Annotated in this window: 13 protein-coding genes; 7 read left to right on the top strand and 6 right to left on the bottom strand. The window is 66.0% G+C overall.

Features of this window, described 5'->3' with window-relative positions:
• The first annotated feature begins 70 nt into the window (after positions 1–70).
• The 6 genes from GBJ34_RS18490 (at position 71) to GBJ34_RS18515 (ending at position 7,152) form a co-directional block, all read left to right on the top strand.
• Positions 71–1,435 carry a phosphohexomutase domain-containing protein gene (locus GBJ34_RS18490; protein WP_151720678.1) on the top strand — a complete coding sequence of 455 codons (1,365 nt, stop codon included), beginning with the start codon at positions 71–73 and terminating at the stop codon, positions 1,433–1,435.
• Positions 1,432–2,304, top strand: coding sequence for a glycosyltransferase family 2 protein (locus tag GBJ34_RS18495; RefSeq protein WP_151720679.1), 873 nt, complete (start codon positions 1,432–1,434; stop codon positions 2,302–2,304). The genes GBJ34_RS18490 and GBJ34_RS18495 overlap by 4 nt, the downstream gene beginning before the upstream one ends.
• A 128-nt stretch (positions 2,305–2,432) precedes the next feature.
• Complete coding sequence (locus GBJ34_RS18500) at positions 2,433–3,470, top strand: hypothetical protein (RefSeq protein ID WP_151720680.1); 1,038 nt, start codon at positions 2,433–2,435, stop codon at positions 3,468–3,470.
• Positions 3,471–3,864: 394 nt separating this feature from the next.
• Positions 3,865–4,998 (top strand): polysaccharide pyruvyl transferase family protein, encoded by a 1,134-nt coding sequence (locus GBJ34_RS18505; RefSeq protein WP_192931286.1) that lies wholly within the window; start codon positions 3,865–3,867, stop codon positions 4,996–4,998.
• Between the two features lie 574 nt (positions 4,999–5,572).
• Positions 5,573–6,229, top strand: a complete 657-nt coding sequence (locus GBJ34_RS18510) for a sulfotransferase family 2 domain-containing protein (RefSeq protein ID WP_192931287.1) — start codon at positions 5,573–5,575, stop codon at positions 6,227–6,229.
• Positions 6,230–6,267: 38 nt separating this feature from the next.
• A complete protein-coding gene (locus GBJ34_RS18515) occupies positions 6,268–7,152 on the top strand; it encodes a glycosyltransferase family 2 protein (RefSeq protein WP_151720683.1) in 885 nt (294 codons plus the stop codon).
• A gap of 103 nt (positions 7,153–7,255) precedes the next feature.
• On the opposite strand, the gene GBJ34_RS18520 is transcribed toward GBJ34_RS18515, so the two are convergent.
• The 5 genes from GBJ34_RS18520 to GBJ34_RS18540 all read right to left on the bottom strand — a co-directional run bounded on the left by GBJ34_RS18520 (position 7,256) and on the right by GBJ34_RS18540 (position 12,652).
• Positions 7,256–8,503 (bottom strand): glycosyltransferase, encoded by a 1,248-nt coding sequence (locus GBJ34_RS18520; RefSeq protein WP_151720684.1) that lies wholly within the window; start codon positions 8,501–8,503, stop codon positions 7,256–7,258.
• Positions 8,500–9,252: a hypothetical protein gene (locus GBJ34_RS18525; protein WP_151720685.1), complete on the bottom strand. Its 753-nt coding sequence runs from the start codon at positions 9,250–9,252 to the stop codon at positions 8,500–8,502. The genes GBJ34_RS18520 and GBJ34_RS18525 overlap by 4 nt, the downstream gene beginning before the upstream one ends.
• Positions 9,249–10,175, bottom strand: a complete 927-nt coding sequence (locus GBJ34_RS18530; protein WP_192931288.1) for a glycosyltransferase family 2 protein — start codon at positions 10,173–10,175, stop codon at positions 9,249–9,251. The genes GBJ34_RS18525 and GBJ34_RS18530 overlap by 4 nt, the downstream gene beginning before the upstream one ends.
• A gap of 73 nt (positions 10,176–10,248) precedes the next feature.
• Positions 10,249–11,427, bottom strand: coding sequence for a glycosyltransferase (locus GBJ34_RS21115; RefSeq protein ID WP_151720687.1), 1,179 nt, complete (start codon positions 11,425–11,427; stop codon positions 10,249–10,251).
• A gap of 49 nt (positions 11,428–11,476) precedes the next feature.
• Entirely contained in the window at positions 11,477–12,652 is a 1,176-nt protein-coding gene (locus GBJ34_RS18540) for a nucleotide sugar dehydrogenase (RefSeq protein ID WP_151720688.1), read from the bottom strand.
• Between the two features lie 242 nt (positions 12,653–12,894).
• On the opposite strand from GBJ34_RS18540, the gene GBJ34_RS18545 reads away from it, so the two are divergent.
• Positions 12,895–14,352, top strand: coding sequence for a mannose-1-phosphate guanylyltransferase/mannose-6-phosphate isomerase (locus GBJ34_RS18545; protein ID WP_151720689.1), 1,458 nt, complete (start codon positions 12,895–12,897; stop codon positions 14,350–14,352).
• A gap of 21 nt (positions 14,353–14,373) precedes the next feature.
• Here GBJ34_RS18545 and GBJ34_RS21160 read toward each other — a convergent pair whose 3' ends face one another.
• On the bottom strand, positions 14,374–15,111 hold the full coding sequence (locus tag GBJ34_RS21160) for a CatB-related O-acetyltransferase (protein WP_318843234.1): 738 nt from the start codon (positions 15,109–15,111) through the stop codon (positions 14,374–14,376).
• Between the last annotated feature and the right edge of the window lie 34 nt (positions 15,112–15,145).

Consider the following 15,145-nt stretch of genomic DNA (forward strand, 5'->3'; position numbering starts at 1 on the left):
GGCGGCCCGGCTCTGGCGATTTTGCGGGCTTGCTGCCATCTTCGCCGCCACAAGCGGGGAGAGAAGACGGATGGCACCCAAATTCGGCACGAGCGGGCTGCGCGGTCTGGTCACGGAACTGACGCCCGATCTGGTGGCGGATCATATCCGCGCCTTTGTGGCGGCCTGCCCGATGGGCAGCGGGCTTTGGGTCGGGCGCGACCTGCGCGCCTCCTCGCCGGATCTGGCCGGGGTGGTGATCGGGGCCGCGCAGGGCATGGGTCTTGCCGTCACCGATTGCGGCGCGGTGCCGACGCCCGCATTGGCGCTGGCGGCGATGCAGGCGGGGGCGGCTGCGGTGATGGTGACCGGCAGCCATATCCCCGCCGATCGCAACGGGCTGAAGTTCTACACACCCACCGGCGAGATCACCAAGGCGCATGAGGCGGCGATCTTGGCCCATCTCGGCACCGCGCCGCGCGGGTCGGGGCCTGCGCCTGTGCTGGCCGGATCCGTCGGTGCCAACTGGGTTACACGCTATGTCACGGGTTTTGGCGCACAGGCGCTGTCCGGCCTGCGTATCGGCATCTGGGCGCATAGCGCGGTGTCGCGCGATCTGCTGGCGGAGGCGATGGCGGCGCTTGGCGCCGAATGCGTCTCTATCGGCCGGTTAGAGACATTTTTGCCGGTCGATACCGAGGCCGTCAGCGCGACTGCCCGCGCAGATCTGGCCGCCTGGGCGCCGGGGTTCGATGCGATCATCTCCACCGATGGCGATGGCGACCGCCCGCTTTTGACCGATGGCACAGGCGCGGTGATCCCGGGCGATATTCTGGGCCAGATCACGGCGGCCAGCCTCGGGGCCGCAATCGTCGTGACCCCGGTCAGTTCCAATAGCGGCGCGGAAGCGTCAGGGGCTTTCGTGCAGGTGATCCGCACGAAAATCGGTTCGCCCTTCGTCATCGCCGCGATGGAGGAAGCAGGGGGCCCTGTGGTCGGCTATGAGGCCAATGGCGGCTTCCTGCTGGGCTTTGATGCCACCGGCCCGGCAGGCCCCCTGCCCGCGCTGATGACCCGCGACAGCCTGCTGCCGCTGGTCACCGTGCTGGCCGAAGCGCGCAAGGCCGGCGGCCTGCCCGCGCTGTTGGCCGCCCAGCCCCCGCGTTTCACCGCGACCGACCGGCTGGAGGAAACCCCACCCGAGGTCACCGCCCCCTTCCTGGCCCAGATGATCGACAATCCCGACACGATGCTTTCTGCGCTGTCAGAGACGGAAATCACCCGCGACCTGACAGATGGGCTGCGCATCAGCCTCGCCTCTGGCCGGGTGCTGCATCTGCGCCCCTCCGGCAATGCGCCGGAGTTCCGGCTCTATACCGAGGCCGAAAGCCCGGAGGCCGCCACAGCCCTGCTCGCGCAGCTGCGCAGCTTTGTCGCGCAGGCGCTGCGCGCATGACAGCGCCTGACACCGCACCCTTGGTCTCTGTCGTGATCCCGGTTTTCAATGCGGGCGAAACATTGGCTGCGACGGTCGCATCCGTGCAGGCGCAGAGCCTGATGGATTGGGAGGCGCTGCTGGTCGATGACGGATCGCGCGATGACAGTGCCGCAATCATGGCCCGCCTTGCCGCATCAGACCCGCGGATCCGCTGCCTTTCGACCGAAGGCCAGCAAGGTGCAGGCCCGGCCCGCAATGCCGGGATTGCCGCCGCGCGCGGACGCTTCATCGCCTTTCTGGATGCCGATGACCAATGGCACCCCGAGAAGCTGAAACTGCAACTGGCCGCCATGGCCGAGACCGGCATCCCGTTTTCCTGCACCGCCTATCTGCGGGTCAATGCCGCCAAGGACAACCGCCGGGTGGTGGGCGTGCCCGCCCGCGCCCGCCGCGCCGATCTGTTGAAGACCAATACCGTCGCCTGTTCGACCGCGATCTATGACCGGGCGCATTTCGGCCCGCGCGCCATGCCGGATCTGCGCCGGCGGCAGGATTTCGCGCTTTGGCTCGATCTATTGCGCGACACGCCGGTGGTGCTGGGCCTGCCGCTGGTGCTGATGACCTATCGCGAGGATGCCGGTTCGCTTTCGGCGCCCAAGGGACGCGCCGCCGCCGATACCTGGCGCATGTATCGCCAGATCCCCGGCCTCGGCCTGCCGCAAGCCGCCTGGTATTTCGGCCATTACGCGCTGCGGGGGCTGTTGCGCCACCGCCTGCCCGGTCTGGCCCGGCGGCTTGGCTGGCTGCAGGGTGCTGGCCTGCCCGCCGCCGCAGAGGCACCAAACCTCGCGACAAACCCCGCGCCGGGTGCCTCTTCCGGGCGCTAAATCAGGCCGTTCTGGCGATAAATCGCCACCAAGGGGCCCGTACGGTTTGCCTCTCCCCCCGATCCCGCCTAGTCTGCCCTCTGTCGGTAATGGTGCGCCCTTTCATATCAATGAGGACACATGACCGGATGACCCTGTTTTTGCATATCGGTATGCAAAAGACCGGAACCACCTCTCTCCAGATCTCCATGGCGATGGCCCGCCCGGCTCTGGCCAAGGCCGGACTGCTTTATCCCAGCGGCACGCTTGGCCTCGATCTGGAGCCGACCAATGCCCATCACTATCTGGCCCATGCCATGATGGGGCATCGCTTTGACCATACGCCGCAGGCCGATCTGGATCTGGTGGAGGCGCATTGTGCGCATCTCACCGCCGCCGCGGCGGGCTTTGCGGGCGATACCATTCTGAGCAGCGAAGACCTGTCCCGTCTGCCCGCGGCCGCCATCCCGCGCCTGCGGGCGTTGCTGCCTGCCGAAACCAAGGTCGTGGTCTATCTGCGCAGGCAGGATTACTGGGTCGATTCCCTTTATGGCCAATCGCTGAAATTCGGCCCCGGCCAAGGGCTTGAGGCCTTCCTGGCGCAGATCGCCCCCCGGCTGGATTATGCGGCATTGCTGGCGGCCTGGTCTGACAGTTTCGGTGCCGAGAATATCGTGGTGCGCGCCTATGAACGCCGGGCCCGGCGCGACCTCTGGGCCGATTTCTGCGTGGCCACCCGCCAGCCGCAAGCGCGCAAGGCGCTGTCGCGGCCACGGCGCGACAATGTCAGCCTGACCCGCCATCAGATTGCGCTGCTGGATGCCGCCCCCGATGCGGATCTCCGCAGGGGCCTGCGGCGCCTGCTGGAGCGGCACAACCAGCGCCGGGGCAACCAGCCCGATCTGCTGCGCCATCTGCCGGCGGCGCGCGCGGCAGACATCCTCGCCGGACAGGCGGAAAACAACCGGGCCGTGGCGCAACGCTTTCTGGCGCGCGATGCGCTTTTTGCCGATCAGGCCCCCCCATGCGAAGACATGGCCCCGCCCGAGGATCTGACCCCGATCCGCGCCTTGTTGGCCGGGACACCCGCCGGGGCCATGGCGGATGCCGAAACCGGCAAGGCCCTGCTGGATGCGATCCGCGCGGCGCTGCACCGGCAAGAGGCCGCCGGCGGCGACAGCGCCTGACATCCGCCCCGAAGCGGCGCGCGCCCAAAGAAAATCCACCCCTTCCCTCCCCTGTCGGGCAAAGAAATCTTCTCTCTTTCCCGGCGGAAAAGGCGGCTTTTGCGCAGACTGCGGCAGCCCTCAGATTCCCGCTTGTCGAAACCCGAAATTGCGAGGATATCGGACATTGGTCGGCGCAGGATCGGGTCGCGAAATATCATGTTTGCAAAGTGTCTGTTTCAAGTCTTTCCGCCTGCGATCCGGGGGCCGCATCCCGCAGGGACAGACGGCACCGGCATTAGCCATGCAGGGCCGATCGGATGCGCCGCCGATGCCCGGATGCCATCCCTTATCTGGCCCTGATGCGCCGCTTTTTGCGATACGCCCCAGCCCTCGATATTTCACAAGGACCCAAATGCATTACCTGATTGGCGGAAGCGGCATTCCCAATTATGGCGACGAGCTGATGGCGCGTGGCTGGCTGCGCTATCTGGCGCAGCATCATCCCGAAGACCGGGTGGTCATCGATACCACCCTGCCGACGGTTTCGACGCTGCTGCTGCAGCCCGCGCATTGGAAAGCCTCACATGTTGCCATCGTGCGCGAGGTGGGTTTTCCCAAAAGCAGCCCGGATTTCTGGAAGAATTTCGCGCGCGGCCTGGCCTTCTTTGATCAGGGCGGATTTGCCGCCTTCCCGCAATTGAACCTTGCCGAAGGTTTTCTGGCGCAAGCGAACCGCTTCCACCTGTTTGGTGGCGGCTATATTTCCAGCAAATGGCCCAATACCGGCTTCCTGCTGGGCTTTGCCGGGGCGCTCAAGGCCCGGTTCGGCACCCGGCTGCATGGCACCGGGCTGGGCCTGCTGCCGATCGACCCGCCGCCTGCGGCGCTGCAACAGGCCTTCCGCACTGTGCTGAATGGCTTCACCTCTCTGGAGCTGCGCGACCCCGCCGCCGAAGGCTTCATCCGCGACCACAGCGCGGGCGACAATGTCGTGCCAGACGGGCTGGACGACTGTTTCATGGAACCCCCGCCGCCGCTGCATGACCAACCCCCGACGCTGCACATTTCCTGTTTCATGAAAGACAGCGGCCTGGCCCCCCTGCTGCGGCGGCTGGACCGCCGGCGCGAAAGGATCAGCAAACGGTTCGAGAAGATCAAATTCTGGGTCTGCGCGCCGCATCGCGATCAGGATGCGTTCGAGGCGATCCGCGATCTGTTCCCGCAGACCGAAGCCGCCCATGTCGGCGACCTGCTGGCCGATCCCGGCTTCAGCAAGGATGATGTCATGATCACCAGCCGCTTCCATCCGCATATGATTGCGGCCCGGGCGGGGATCCGAGGCTATTACATCCAGATCTCTGGCGATTACTACGCCGCCAAACATCAGTCGGTTGTGGCGCTTGGCTCGCGCTTCCTGCCCTTTGCCGATTTCGAAACCCGGAATTTCGATCTGGAGCCCTGCACCGCCATGGCCAAGGCGGATGCGGAGCGCGTCACCCGCAAGCAAAAGCGGGCCACCGCGATCTATGGTGGCAACCTGACCTGACCCCGGCACCAGGGCCGGAAGGATGAGACAGGTCTCCAGGCGGGCGCTCCGCCTGGAGACCCCTCTTCCCGGTTTCAGGCGCAAGCGGGATCCTTATCAAGACAGGGGTTCCGCAGACCCAGGGCACCCCCCGATCAGGGAGCGTGGAGACACGGCACGCCGCCCTGATGTCCAGCACATCCTGGAAAGTGACCAAACCGCTGCGGGCGGCGAAACGCATCTTCACGCGGCGCTGATCGCCGGAGACCTTGAAGAACATGCCCCCTGTTTCACGGGCGCAAAGCAGGACAGGATCGGGGCTTTGATCAGCCCTGAGAGCATATCTTTCCCCCGAAGGCGCAGGCGGGCCGCCAGGGGCCCCTATGCCCATGTCATGGACATGCCCAAAGCCACAGCGGCTTGACGCAAAACGACCAATCCCGCATAGGGGGCAGAGCCGCCTCAGGCCCGCCCCTTGAACGGTGGGAGCCGGGTTCGCCCTGCGAGGCTTCGACAGGGGCTGGCCGATATCGATGCGGCCGGACGAGACAAGGAAGATACGCAAGGCATGCCTCTCTATCGCCACGCAGACCGGATGCTTCTGCTCATCCATATCCCGAAGACCGGTGGCTCTACGGTGGAAGAGGTCCTGCATCGGCGCGGGGCGCAGCAGGCGCTGAAAAGCAGGCCGCGCAAGGAATTTTCCGTCGTCACCCCGCAGCATATGCATTGGGACCTGCTGCTCACATGGGTGCCGCCCAGCTTTTACGACCAGAGCGTCAGCATCGTGCGCAACCCCTATGCGCGCCTGGCCAGCGAATATCGCTGGCGCAGCGATCTGCACAAGGCAAATCTCAAAAAGGCCCGTGCCGCGGCAGATCAGCCTGTGGAGGCCGAGGCCCCGCCCGCCGAAATGCCGGATTTCGACACCTGGCTGCGGCACCAGTTCAAGGCCTATCCGAAACGGCCGATGATCCTGGACAACCATATCCGGCCGCAGGTCGACTTCATCGGCCCCGATACGCAGATCTTCCGGCTTGAGGATGGGCTGGATGCGGCAATCAACCATTGCCTCACACAGCTGAACATGCCGCTGCGCAATCTGAAGGTCCATCAGTCGCGCAAATCCGCGTCTCAGCCGATCGCGACCACCGCAGCGCGGATGGCGCAAATCGCGGAATTCTACAAAGCCGATTTCGAGGCCTTCGGCTATTCGGTTGACGAGATCCCCGCCGATCTGTTCACGCTGTAACCGGAACGCGGCATCGCGGCCGCTGGAAGATCTGCCATATGTCCCGCCTTCCCGCCCTCAGCGTCATCATTCCCGTCTATCACGGCTGGGATGATCTGGCCGGGTTGCTTGCGGCCCTGGCCGCGCAGACCTTTCAGGATTTCGAGGTCCTGATCGCCGATAACGAGCGAGAGCCCTACCCGGAGGCCGCCTTGCAGGCGCTTATCCCGCCGGGGTTGCAGGGCCGCGTCACCCATATCCATTGCCCGCGCCCCGGCTCCTATGCTGCCCGCAATGCGGCGGCGGCAAAGGCGCGCGGGGCGCGGCTGGTCTTCACCGATGCCGATTGCCGGCCCCTGCCCGGCTGGCTGGCGGCGCTGGCCGCCGCCGGGGCCCGTATGCCTGCGGCCCTGCTGGCCGGACCGATCCGCATGATCACCGGCCCCGATCCCGGCATCTGGGAGATTTATGACGCGCTGCGCGGCATTCCGCAGGCGCGCTATGTCGCGCATGGCTATGCCACCACCGCCAATCTGAGCGTGGAACGGGCCATGTTCGAGACGCTTTCGGGCTTTGATCCGCGCCGCCTGTCGGGGGGCGATGCCGAGTTCTGCCGCCGCGCCCGGCGGGCGGGTGCCGCGCTGCATCTGGTTCCAGATGCAATCACCCAGCATCCCGCGCGCAGCAGCCGCGCCGAATGCGTGACCAAGGTGCGCCGCATCAAGGGCGGGCAGCTGACATCAGGATCGCCGCGCCAGCGGCTGATCTGGGCGATCCGCAGCCTGACCCCCCCCCTTCGCGAGATGCTGGCCTATCTGCGCAGCACCGATTTCCCGATCCGCTGGCGCCTGATCGCCTGCGCTGCCCGGCTGCGGCTGTGGTTCTCCGAGCTGGCCGAGATGGGGCGTATCCTGATCCTGCGCCACCCGCCGGAGCGGCGTTAGGCGCGCATAGGTTAGGCCTGCGGCATTCGCAGCGCCGAGGTCCGGTGCCTGACCTCGCGCGCAAAAGCGTCTCTATTCCAGCCCAAACTTCCCTTGGCGCGGCTCAGCCCGCCAGGCCGCCGCGCGGGACATCGGCGTCAAACAGCATCTCTTCCCACAGATCGATCACCGCATCGGGGGCGTATGCGGCCATGCTCGCAGGCCCCGCCGCGCCCATTTGCCGGATGCGGGTCGGGTCACGCATCAGCCCGGCCAGGGCCGCGCTATATTGCGCCAGCCGGTCGCCATCAGCGGCCACCAGAATGCCGGTCTCGCCATCCTTCACCAGACGGTTGAGGCCTGAGCAATCCTCGAACCCCACCACCGGCAGGCCGGAGGCCAGCGCCTCGGTCACCGCAAGCGGGAAACCCTCGAACTCTGCCGGATGGGCGAGGATCGAGGCCTCCAGATAGCATTCCGCCACATTGGTCTGATGGCCCATCAGATGGGCATTGGTCAGGCCGTATTGCGCGATCCGCGCCGCCAGATCGGCCTTCAGCGGGCCCTCGCCATAGATGCGCAGATCCCAGTCGGGGAAATCCGGCGCGATCTTGGCCCAGGCCTCGATCAGCAGATCGTGGCGCTTCACCGTGGCGAGGCGCCCGACCGCCATCACCGTCTTGCGCCGCGGGCTGGCCGCCAGCACTTCGGGCGCGATCTGCGGCACCGCATTGGGCAGGACCAGCGCCCGCGCTTGCAGGGCCGCGCTGTAGAAATCGCGATATTCCGGCAAAAGCACTGCGATCCGGTCCATCTTGCCCATCAGGCGCAAGCGGCGGCGGCGGTCCAGACGGCTGGGGTCCCAGCGGACGGGATTGTGGAAATCCTGCACCGGCGCGTTATGGGTGGAGGTGACGCGACGCATCTTGTGACCCGGCTCTGCCAAGGCCAGCGCGGTGGTCGCGGGCGGCATGAAGGCGATGGTCACATCAGGTTCGGTCGCGCGGATATAGGCCTGCAAGCGGCGCCAGAAGCCGCCATTGCGCGAGACCCAGGTCAGCAGGTCAAAGGGCGGCAGATCCGGCATCACCTTGTGCCACAGGTCGCGAGCGCGACCGACGATCCGCCGCAGCCCACGCCGGGGCGGGCGCAGATTGACCGCGATCACCCCCGGGGCCAGCGGATAGAAGGGCGTGCCATGGCGAAATTCGTGGCTTGCGATCTCCACCATATGGCCGCGCGCGGCCAAGGCATTGGCCGTCTCGATCAGCACGCGCTCGGCGCCGCCACTGCGGGCAGTCAGCTTTTCGATGACGAACAGGATCTTGCGGGGCGGGCGGGTGCCCGCGCGGGTCTGGCTCCGGGCGTTCATCTGGTCGCGACGCTTTCAAAGGGGGCGAGGCTCCCGGTCAGGGCGCGCAGCCAGGCCCCGGCAAGCTGGTCCAGCGCCGCAGCATGGCCGGTATCCGGCACCAGCCCGGCGGCGGCCAGCTGCGCCAGCTGACGCGCGGCATGGGCGCGCAAGGGTGCAGGCGAGGCCAGCTGCAATCCCATGCCACCCGCCTGCGCGGCCATGCGCGCCGTCAGATCATTGACCAGGGCGGCGGCGCGCAGATGCCGCGCCAGATCGCTGTCCGGGGCGGGCTGCAAGATCCCGCGCGGCACAGCGGTGAACCCTTGCGCGACCAGCGCCGCCGCCAGATCGGCCGCGGCCTTTGTCTCAGGTGCCCCCGGCACCTGCAAATGCCAGATCTGCAGCGCGACATCCGTCCCTGCCCGGCGGAACGCGGCCTGCAGCGCCGCCAGCACCTCGGCCCAGGACAGGAATGTGTCATTGCCCGCCATCAGGCTTGCAGCCTCTAGCGAGGGCAGCAGCAGCGCGGGCTGGCTACGCCCGCCATGATCGCGCAGCAGCACCTCGGCCATGACGGAAAGACGGGTATCCCCTTCCGCGCGCAGCCGCAGATCCTCATGCCCCAGCAAGGCCGGGGCCGGGATCATCCAGGCGCTGGCCGCCAGTTGCAGACCGGCTTCGCCCGGCAGCGCCGCCAGATCGCTGGCCGCCGTCAGCGGCAGGCCCGCGCCATCGCGGCCCATGATCAGATGCAGGATGCGGGTCATGCGCGGCTCGCCTTTCCGGTCAGCACGGATTTGAACACCCGCAATGTATGGCGCGGCGAGCCGAAAGCCGCCTGCGCCAGATAATTCGCGGCCAGCAGCCGGTTGCCGTTGCTTTTCGCGAACCGCGCGGCAAGGCGATTGGCCTTGTAATGCAGCTTGGAACGCAGCGCCGGCGGCTGGGTCTGGATCACCGGCTGCATCTTGGCCAGGATCAGCTTGTGGCAGGCATGGACCTCGCGCGCATTGCGCCCGATATCGGATTTGAAATAGCGGCACAGCGGCCGGTTATCCTCGGGCACCACCAGCTTGCCGCCCCCGCGCACGAAATGCAGGAAGTAATCCAGATCCTGTAGGCGCGGCAGACGCTCGTCAAAGCGCCCGGCGATGCGGAAGGCGCGCGCGGTGCCGAGCAGCGTCCAGAGATAGGCGCGCAGATTGCCGCCATCGAGCAGTTCCAGCACCTGATCGCCCTGCACCTGCTGTTGCAATGTGCGGGCCGAGGTGCTGCCGACCTGTTGCCAGTCATAGGCGCCGGTCACCCAGATCCGGTCGATATCGACACCCGCCATGCGCAGCCGGCTCAGGTGATTGAACTGCACCTCGAGCTTCTCGGGGTACCAGATATCGCCGGCATCGAGCCAGGTGACGTGATCCGCCTCCACCGCATCCAGCAGGCGGTTGCGGGTCTTCGGGCGGCCCAGGTTTTGCGCATTGACCAGAAACAGCATGTCGATGCCGCTGGTCCGGGCAAATTCCTGCGCCACCTCCTCGGCCTCGATCCGGTCGGGCTCGGGCGATCCGTCATCGACGATGATGACCCGCATCCTGCCGCCCCAGGTCTGGGCCGCGATCGAGGAGAGGGACAGCTTCAACCCTGCAGGGTCCCGGTAATGGGGCAGCAGAACGTCAAGGGCTGGCGTCACGGAGAAAATTCCTTTTGGCGGTCAGTATAGGGGGGCTGCCGGAGGAGACAAGGTTGCAGGCCGTCCCATGCCATCAGTCCTGCGGAAAAGCGAGACGCAGATAGCGATCTGCCGCAAGATGCGCCGAAAAGCGCGCAGCTTCGGCAATCTGCCGAGGCGGATCGGCAGGCATGTCCAGCGCCTGCGCCATGGCCCGCGCCAAAGCCGCCGGATCACCGGGCAGCACCAGATGGCCAAGGCGGCCCCCTGCCAGAATCTCGTCGGGGCCTGATGGGCAATCGGTGGAGACGATGCGCAGGCCTGCCCCCAATGCCTCGACCAGCACCATGGGCAGCCCCTCCCAAAGCGAGGACAGCACGAAAAGATCGGCCCGCGACAGAAAGGCCAAGGGGGCGGCCACATGGCCGGGCAGCGCCACGTCAACATCCAGCCGCAGGCCGAGATCGCCGCAAAGCCGGGTCAGGGCCTCACGCGCCGGTCCCTCGCCCAGCAGGATCAGCCGCGCCCCCGGTCGGGTCTGACGCAAATTGGCAAAGGCGCGCAGCAGGGTCGGGAAATCCTTCTGCACCGCCAGCCGCCCCATGGCGACCAGCACCGGGGCCGGATCTGCGGGCCACGGCTGCGCGCCCGCGGGCCAGGGCGCGCGATCCGCCAGCCAAGGGTGTGGGCAGGGTTGCAGGGCCTGCGCCGCCCGCGCCGGGCTCCAGGCCGGGTTCAGGATGACATCGATCTGCGGCGCCTGCGCGCCCCCCGCCGCCCCCCGCAGATCCGCCGCCACCCCCTCAGACACCGCGACGCGGGCATCGGGGGCCGCGATGAAACGCAGCACCAGCCGGTCCATCAGGCGTTGCATCCGGCTGGCGCGGGAAATCTCGGCGCTGCGATGGGTGTGGAAGCTCCAGATCAGCCGGGCACGCGACCGGGCGATGCGATGCGCGGCCAGCATCAAAAGGTTGACGTAATTGCGCGCCGAGATGATGGCATCGGGCTGTTCGCGGCGCAGATAGCTCACCGCCCGGCCCAGACCATGGCGGGCGCGCCGGCCCAGATCGACCACCCGCACGCCTTCCGGCACATCGCGCGCCACCCCGTCAGGGGCGGCAATCAGCAGATCCACCGCGATGCCGCGCGCGACCAGTTCTTCGGCCAGATTGAGCATGACCACACCGATGCCGCCGCCCCCGATCGAGCCGGGGCAGAGACAGATCCGGCGCTTGCTCGGGCGCAGGCGGGCGTCACGGTCTTGCGGCATTCATCCTCCTGCCCGGCGGGACATGCATCCCGGGGTGATCGCCGCCCGGTCAGTCCGACCCGAACAGATCGCGGCTGAACAGCTTGACCGCGACATCGGCCAGTTCGGGGGCTGCGCGATTAGCGATGATGATATCGCATTCGGCCTTGAACGCCTCCAGATCGCGCATCACCTGTGATCCGAAGAACAGATCCTCGGCCAAGGCGGGTTCATAGACCACGACCTCGACGCCCTTGGCCTTGATCCGCTTCATCACGCCCTGGATGGAGCTTTGCCGGAAATTGTCCGACCCGGCCTTCATCACCAGCCGGTAAACCCCGACCCGACGCGGGCGCGCAGCCAGGATCTGGTCGGCAATGAAATCCTTGCGGGTGCGATTGGCCTCGACGATGGCCTGGATCAGATTTTGCGGCACGCTGGCATAATTGGCCAAGAGCTGCTTGGAATCCTTGGGCAGACAATAGCCGCCATAGCCGAAAGACGGGTTGTTGTAATGCTGGCCGATGCGCGGATCGAGCCCGACCCCTTCGATGATCTGGCGCGATTGCAGCCCATGCGCCATGGCATAGCTGTCCAGCTCGTTGAAGAAGGCGACCCGCATCGCGAGATAGGTATTGGCAAACAGCTTGATCGCCTCGGCTTCGGAACTGTCGGTGAAGAGCACCGGCACATCCTGGCTGACCGCGCCCTCGCGCAGCAGGGCAGCAAAGCGTTCGGCGCGGGGCGAGCGTTCGCCCACGATGATGCGGGACGGGTGCAGGTTGTCCTGCAGCGCCCGGCCCTCGCGCAGAAATTCCGGGCTGAAGATCACCGCCTCATGGCCAAGGCGCGCGCGCACATCGGCGGTAAAGCCCACCGGCACGGTGGATTTGACGATGATCACCGCCTTGGGGTTGATGTCACGCACCTGCGCGATCACCGCCTCGACACTGGATGTGTCGAAATAATTGGTTTGCGGATCATAATTGGTGGGCGTCGCCACGATGACATATTCGGCCGCAGCATAGGCCTCTTGCGGATCGGTGGTCGCCTGCAGATGCAGCGGGCGGGTCGCCAGAAAATCCGAGATCTCGGCATCGATGATCGGGCTTTCCTTGGCATTGACCAAGGCCACCCGGCGCGGATCGACATCCAGCGCCCGGACATCATTGTGCTGGGCCAGCAGCACGGCATTGGACAATCCGACATAGCCCAGTCCGGCCACGGCAATCTGCGTTCGAGACATTGGTAAAGGCCCTGCCCTGCTGTTCTCTGTCGCCCCGTGCTTAGGCAGTCGCGCCAGACCTGTCCAGCCGTTCCGCACACGCCTGGAGCGAGTGTCGAAACTTTGCCAAAATATGGACAGGTTTGCTGTCAATCCTGCGCGGATCTTGTGCCGGGCTGTTCCGATCCGCTGCAAGTCCCGATATCAAAAACCATGTCTGAAACACCGTATCATTTGCGACCAAGACAAAGGATCCGCCCCGAATGACCCTGCAGCAGATCACCCCGGTTCTTCTGTGTGGCGGCTCCGGCACCCGGCTCTGGCCGCTGTCGCGCAAAAGCTATCCCAAGCAATTCGCACTGGAGATCGACGGGCAGTCGCTGTTTCAGGCCTCGGCGCTGCGGCTGTCGGGGGTGGCGTCGGGCCTTGCCTTTGCCCGGCCGCTGGTGGTGACGGGCAGCGATTTCCGTTTCGTGGTGACAGAACAGCTGGCGGCGATCGGCATCGACCCCGGCCCGATCCTGATCGAGCCTGCGGCACGCAACACCGCCCCTGCGGTGCTGGCCGCCGCCCTGCATCTGGCGGCACAGGACGCGCGGGCGGTGATGCTGGTCGCGCCCTCCGACCATGCGATCCCTGACGCAGACGCCTTCCGCGCCGCAGTGGCGCGCGGCCTGCCCGCGCTGCGCGCGGGGCGTATGGTGACCTTTGGCATCACCCCCGACCGGGCCGAGACCGGCTATGGCTGGCTGGAACTGGCGGGGGCTGTTCCCGCTGATGAAGGCCCGGTGGCGCTGTCGCGCTTTGTCGAAAAGCCCGATGCCGCGCGGGCGGAACAGATGCTGGCGGCGGGCCATTTCCTGTGGAATGCCGGGATCTTCCTGATGCGCGCCGCCGATCTGATCGCGGCCTACCACGCCTATCAGCCCGCCATGGTCGCGCAGGTCGAGGCGGCGCTGGCCGCAGCCACCACCGATTTCGGTTTTCTGCGGCTGGCCCCCGAGCCATGGTCCGAGATCGAGGATATTTCCATCGACTATGCGGTGATGGAGAAATCGCCCGATCTGTCGGTCGTGCCCTTTGCCGGCGGCTGGTCGGATCTGGGCGGCTGGGATGCGGTCTGGCGCGAGGGCGGGCCCGATCAGGCCGGCAATGTGACCTCTGACCACGCCACCGCCATCGATTGCCGCAACACCCTGCTGCGCTCCGAGAACCCGGCGGTGGAGCTGGTGGGGATCGGCCTTGAGGGGCTGATCGCGGTGGCAATGCCGGATGCGGTGCTGGTCGCGCGCGCCGACCGGGCGCAGGATGTGAAGCTGGCGGTGGCTGCCTTGAAGATCAGGGGCGCGCGCCAGGCCGAGACCTTGCCACGCGATTTCCGGCCCTGGGGGTGGTATGAAAGTCTGGTGATCGGCGACCGTTTCCAGGTGAAGCGGATCCATGTCCATCCGGGGGCCGCCCTGTCGCTGCAATCGCATTTCCACCGCTCCGAGCACTGGATCGTGGTCGAGGGCACCGCGCGGGTCACGGTCGATGACAGCGTGACCCTCGTGACCGAGAACCAGTCGGTCTATATCCCGCTGGGTGCCCATCACCGGATGGAGAACCCCGGCAAGCTGCCCATGGTGCTGATCGAGGTGCAGACCGGCAGCTATTTCGGCGAGGATGACATCATCCGCTATGAGGATGCCTATGCGCGGGGCCAGGGCGCGAAAGGGTAGGCCTTACCGTCCCGGGAACGATTACTGAGAGGGCACCGCCAGACGGAATGTCTCGTAAGGGTCGTCAGGCGGCGAAAGCGCCCTTAAGCCCTCCAGAGCTTTCAAGATATTCCCCAAGGGGAGCGACTGCAGTGTTTCTCGTGGGTGGTCCCACCACCGGGATGCAAGCAGATCCTGCACCTGCGCGGCTTCAAAGCGATACCTGAGCACGCGGCCCGGAAGGCCCACGACGATTGCATAGGGCGGGACATCCGTTGTGACCACTGCATTTGCGCCGATAATGGCCCCGTGGCCGATCGAAACGCCGGGCATGATGATCGCGCCATCCCCGATCCAAACGTCGCATCCAATACAGGTGGCAGACGCTTTCCCTGATGCGGACACACCGATCAGGGCCATCTCAGCCGCCGTGTAATTCCGCTCGGGCGGGCCGCCCGACAGGCTGGGATTTGTCGATAATCCTGAGATCCAGTGTCGCCCCGCACCAATGGTCACGCGGCGACCTATGCTGCTATAGCGGCCGATAAAACAACGTCCCCGGATATATCCCCCATCATTCATATAACTGTAGGCACCGACAAAACTGTCTTTTCCAGGGGCCAGAAAAGAGCTGTCTATACTTGCGCCACGCTCAAACAGGACATCTTGCAGGCCCTTGATGCCCCGGACATCAATCGCAGCAAGGTCCTGTCGTGTGAGGATGCGCTCGGCCGTCAAGCTACCGGACTGAAAGCGACTATATTTATCCTCAATTCTCATATGAAATTACACCGGCTGCCGAAGATTTACATTT

The organism is Gemmobacter serpentinus, assembly GCF_008973825.1.
Lineage (GTDB): Bacteria > Pseudomonadota > Alphaproteobacteria > Rhodobacterales > Rhodobacteraceae > Gemmobacter > Gemmobacter serpentinus.

Excerpts from the sequence above, each read along its gene's own strand:
- GBJ34_RS18500 (WP_151720680.1), top strand. The coding sequence starts at position 2,433 with ATGACCCTGTTTTTGCATATCGGTATGCAAAAGACCGGAACCACCTCT.
- GBJ34_RS21160 (WP_318843234.1), bottom strand. The coding sequence starts at position 15,111 with ATGAGAATTGAGGATAAATATAGTCGCTTTCAGTCCGGTAGCTTGACG.
- GBJ34_RS18525 (WP_151720685.1), bottom strand. The coding sequence starts at position 9,252 with ATGACCCGCATCCTGCATCTGATCATGGGCCGCGATGGCGCGGGCCTG.
- GBJ34_RS18520 (WP_151720684.1), bottom strand. The coding sequence starts at position 8,503 with ATGAACGCCCGGAGCCAGACCCGCGCGGGCACCCGCCCGCCCCGCAAG.
- GBJ34_RS18505 (WP_192931286.1), top strand. The coding sequence starts at position 3,865 with ATGCATTACCTGATTGGCGGAAGCGGCATTCCCAATTATGGCGACGAG.
- GBJ34_RS18510 (WP_192931287.1), top strand. The coding sequence starts at position 5,573 with ATGCTTCTGCTCATCCATATCCCGAAGACCGGTGGCTCTACGGTGGAA.
- GBJ34_RS18495 (WP_151720679.1), top strand. The coding sequence starts at position 1,432 with ATGACAGCGCCTGACACCGCACCCTTGGTCTCTGTCGTGATCCCGGTT.
- GBJ34_RS18540 (WP_151720688.1), bottom strand. The coding sequence starts at position 12,652 with ATGTCTCGAACGCAGATTGCCGTGGCCGGACTGGGCTATGTCGGATTG.
- GBJ34_RS18490 (WP_151720678.1), top strand. The coding sequence starts at position 71 with ATGGCACCCAAATTCGGCACGAGCGGGCTGCGCGGTCTGGTCACGGAA.
- GBJ34_RS18515 (WP_151720683.1), top strand. The coding sequence starts at position 6,268 with ATGTCCCGCCTTCCCGCCCTCAGCGTCATCATTCCCGTCTATCACGGC.
- GBJ34_RS18545 (WP_151720689.1), top strand. The coding sequence starts at position 12,895 with ATGACCCTGCAGCAGATCACCCCGGTTCTTCTGTGTGGCGGCTCCGGC.
- GBJ34_RS21115 (WP_151720687.1), bottom strand. The coding sequence starts at position 11,427 with ATGCCGCAAGACCGTGACGCCCGCCTGCGCCCGAGCAAGCGCCGGATC.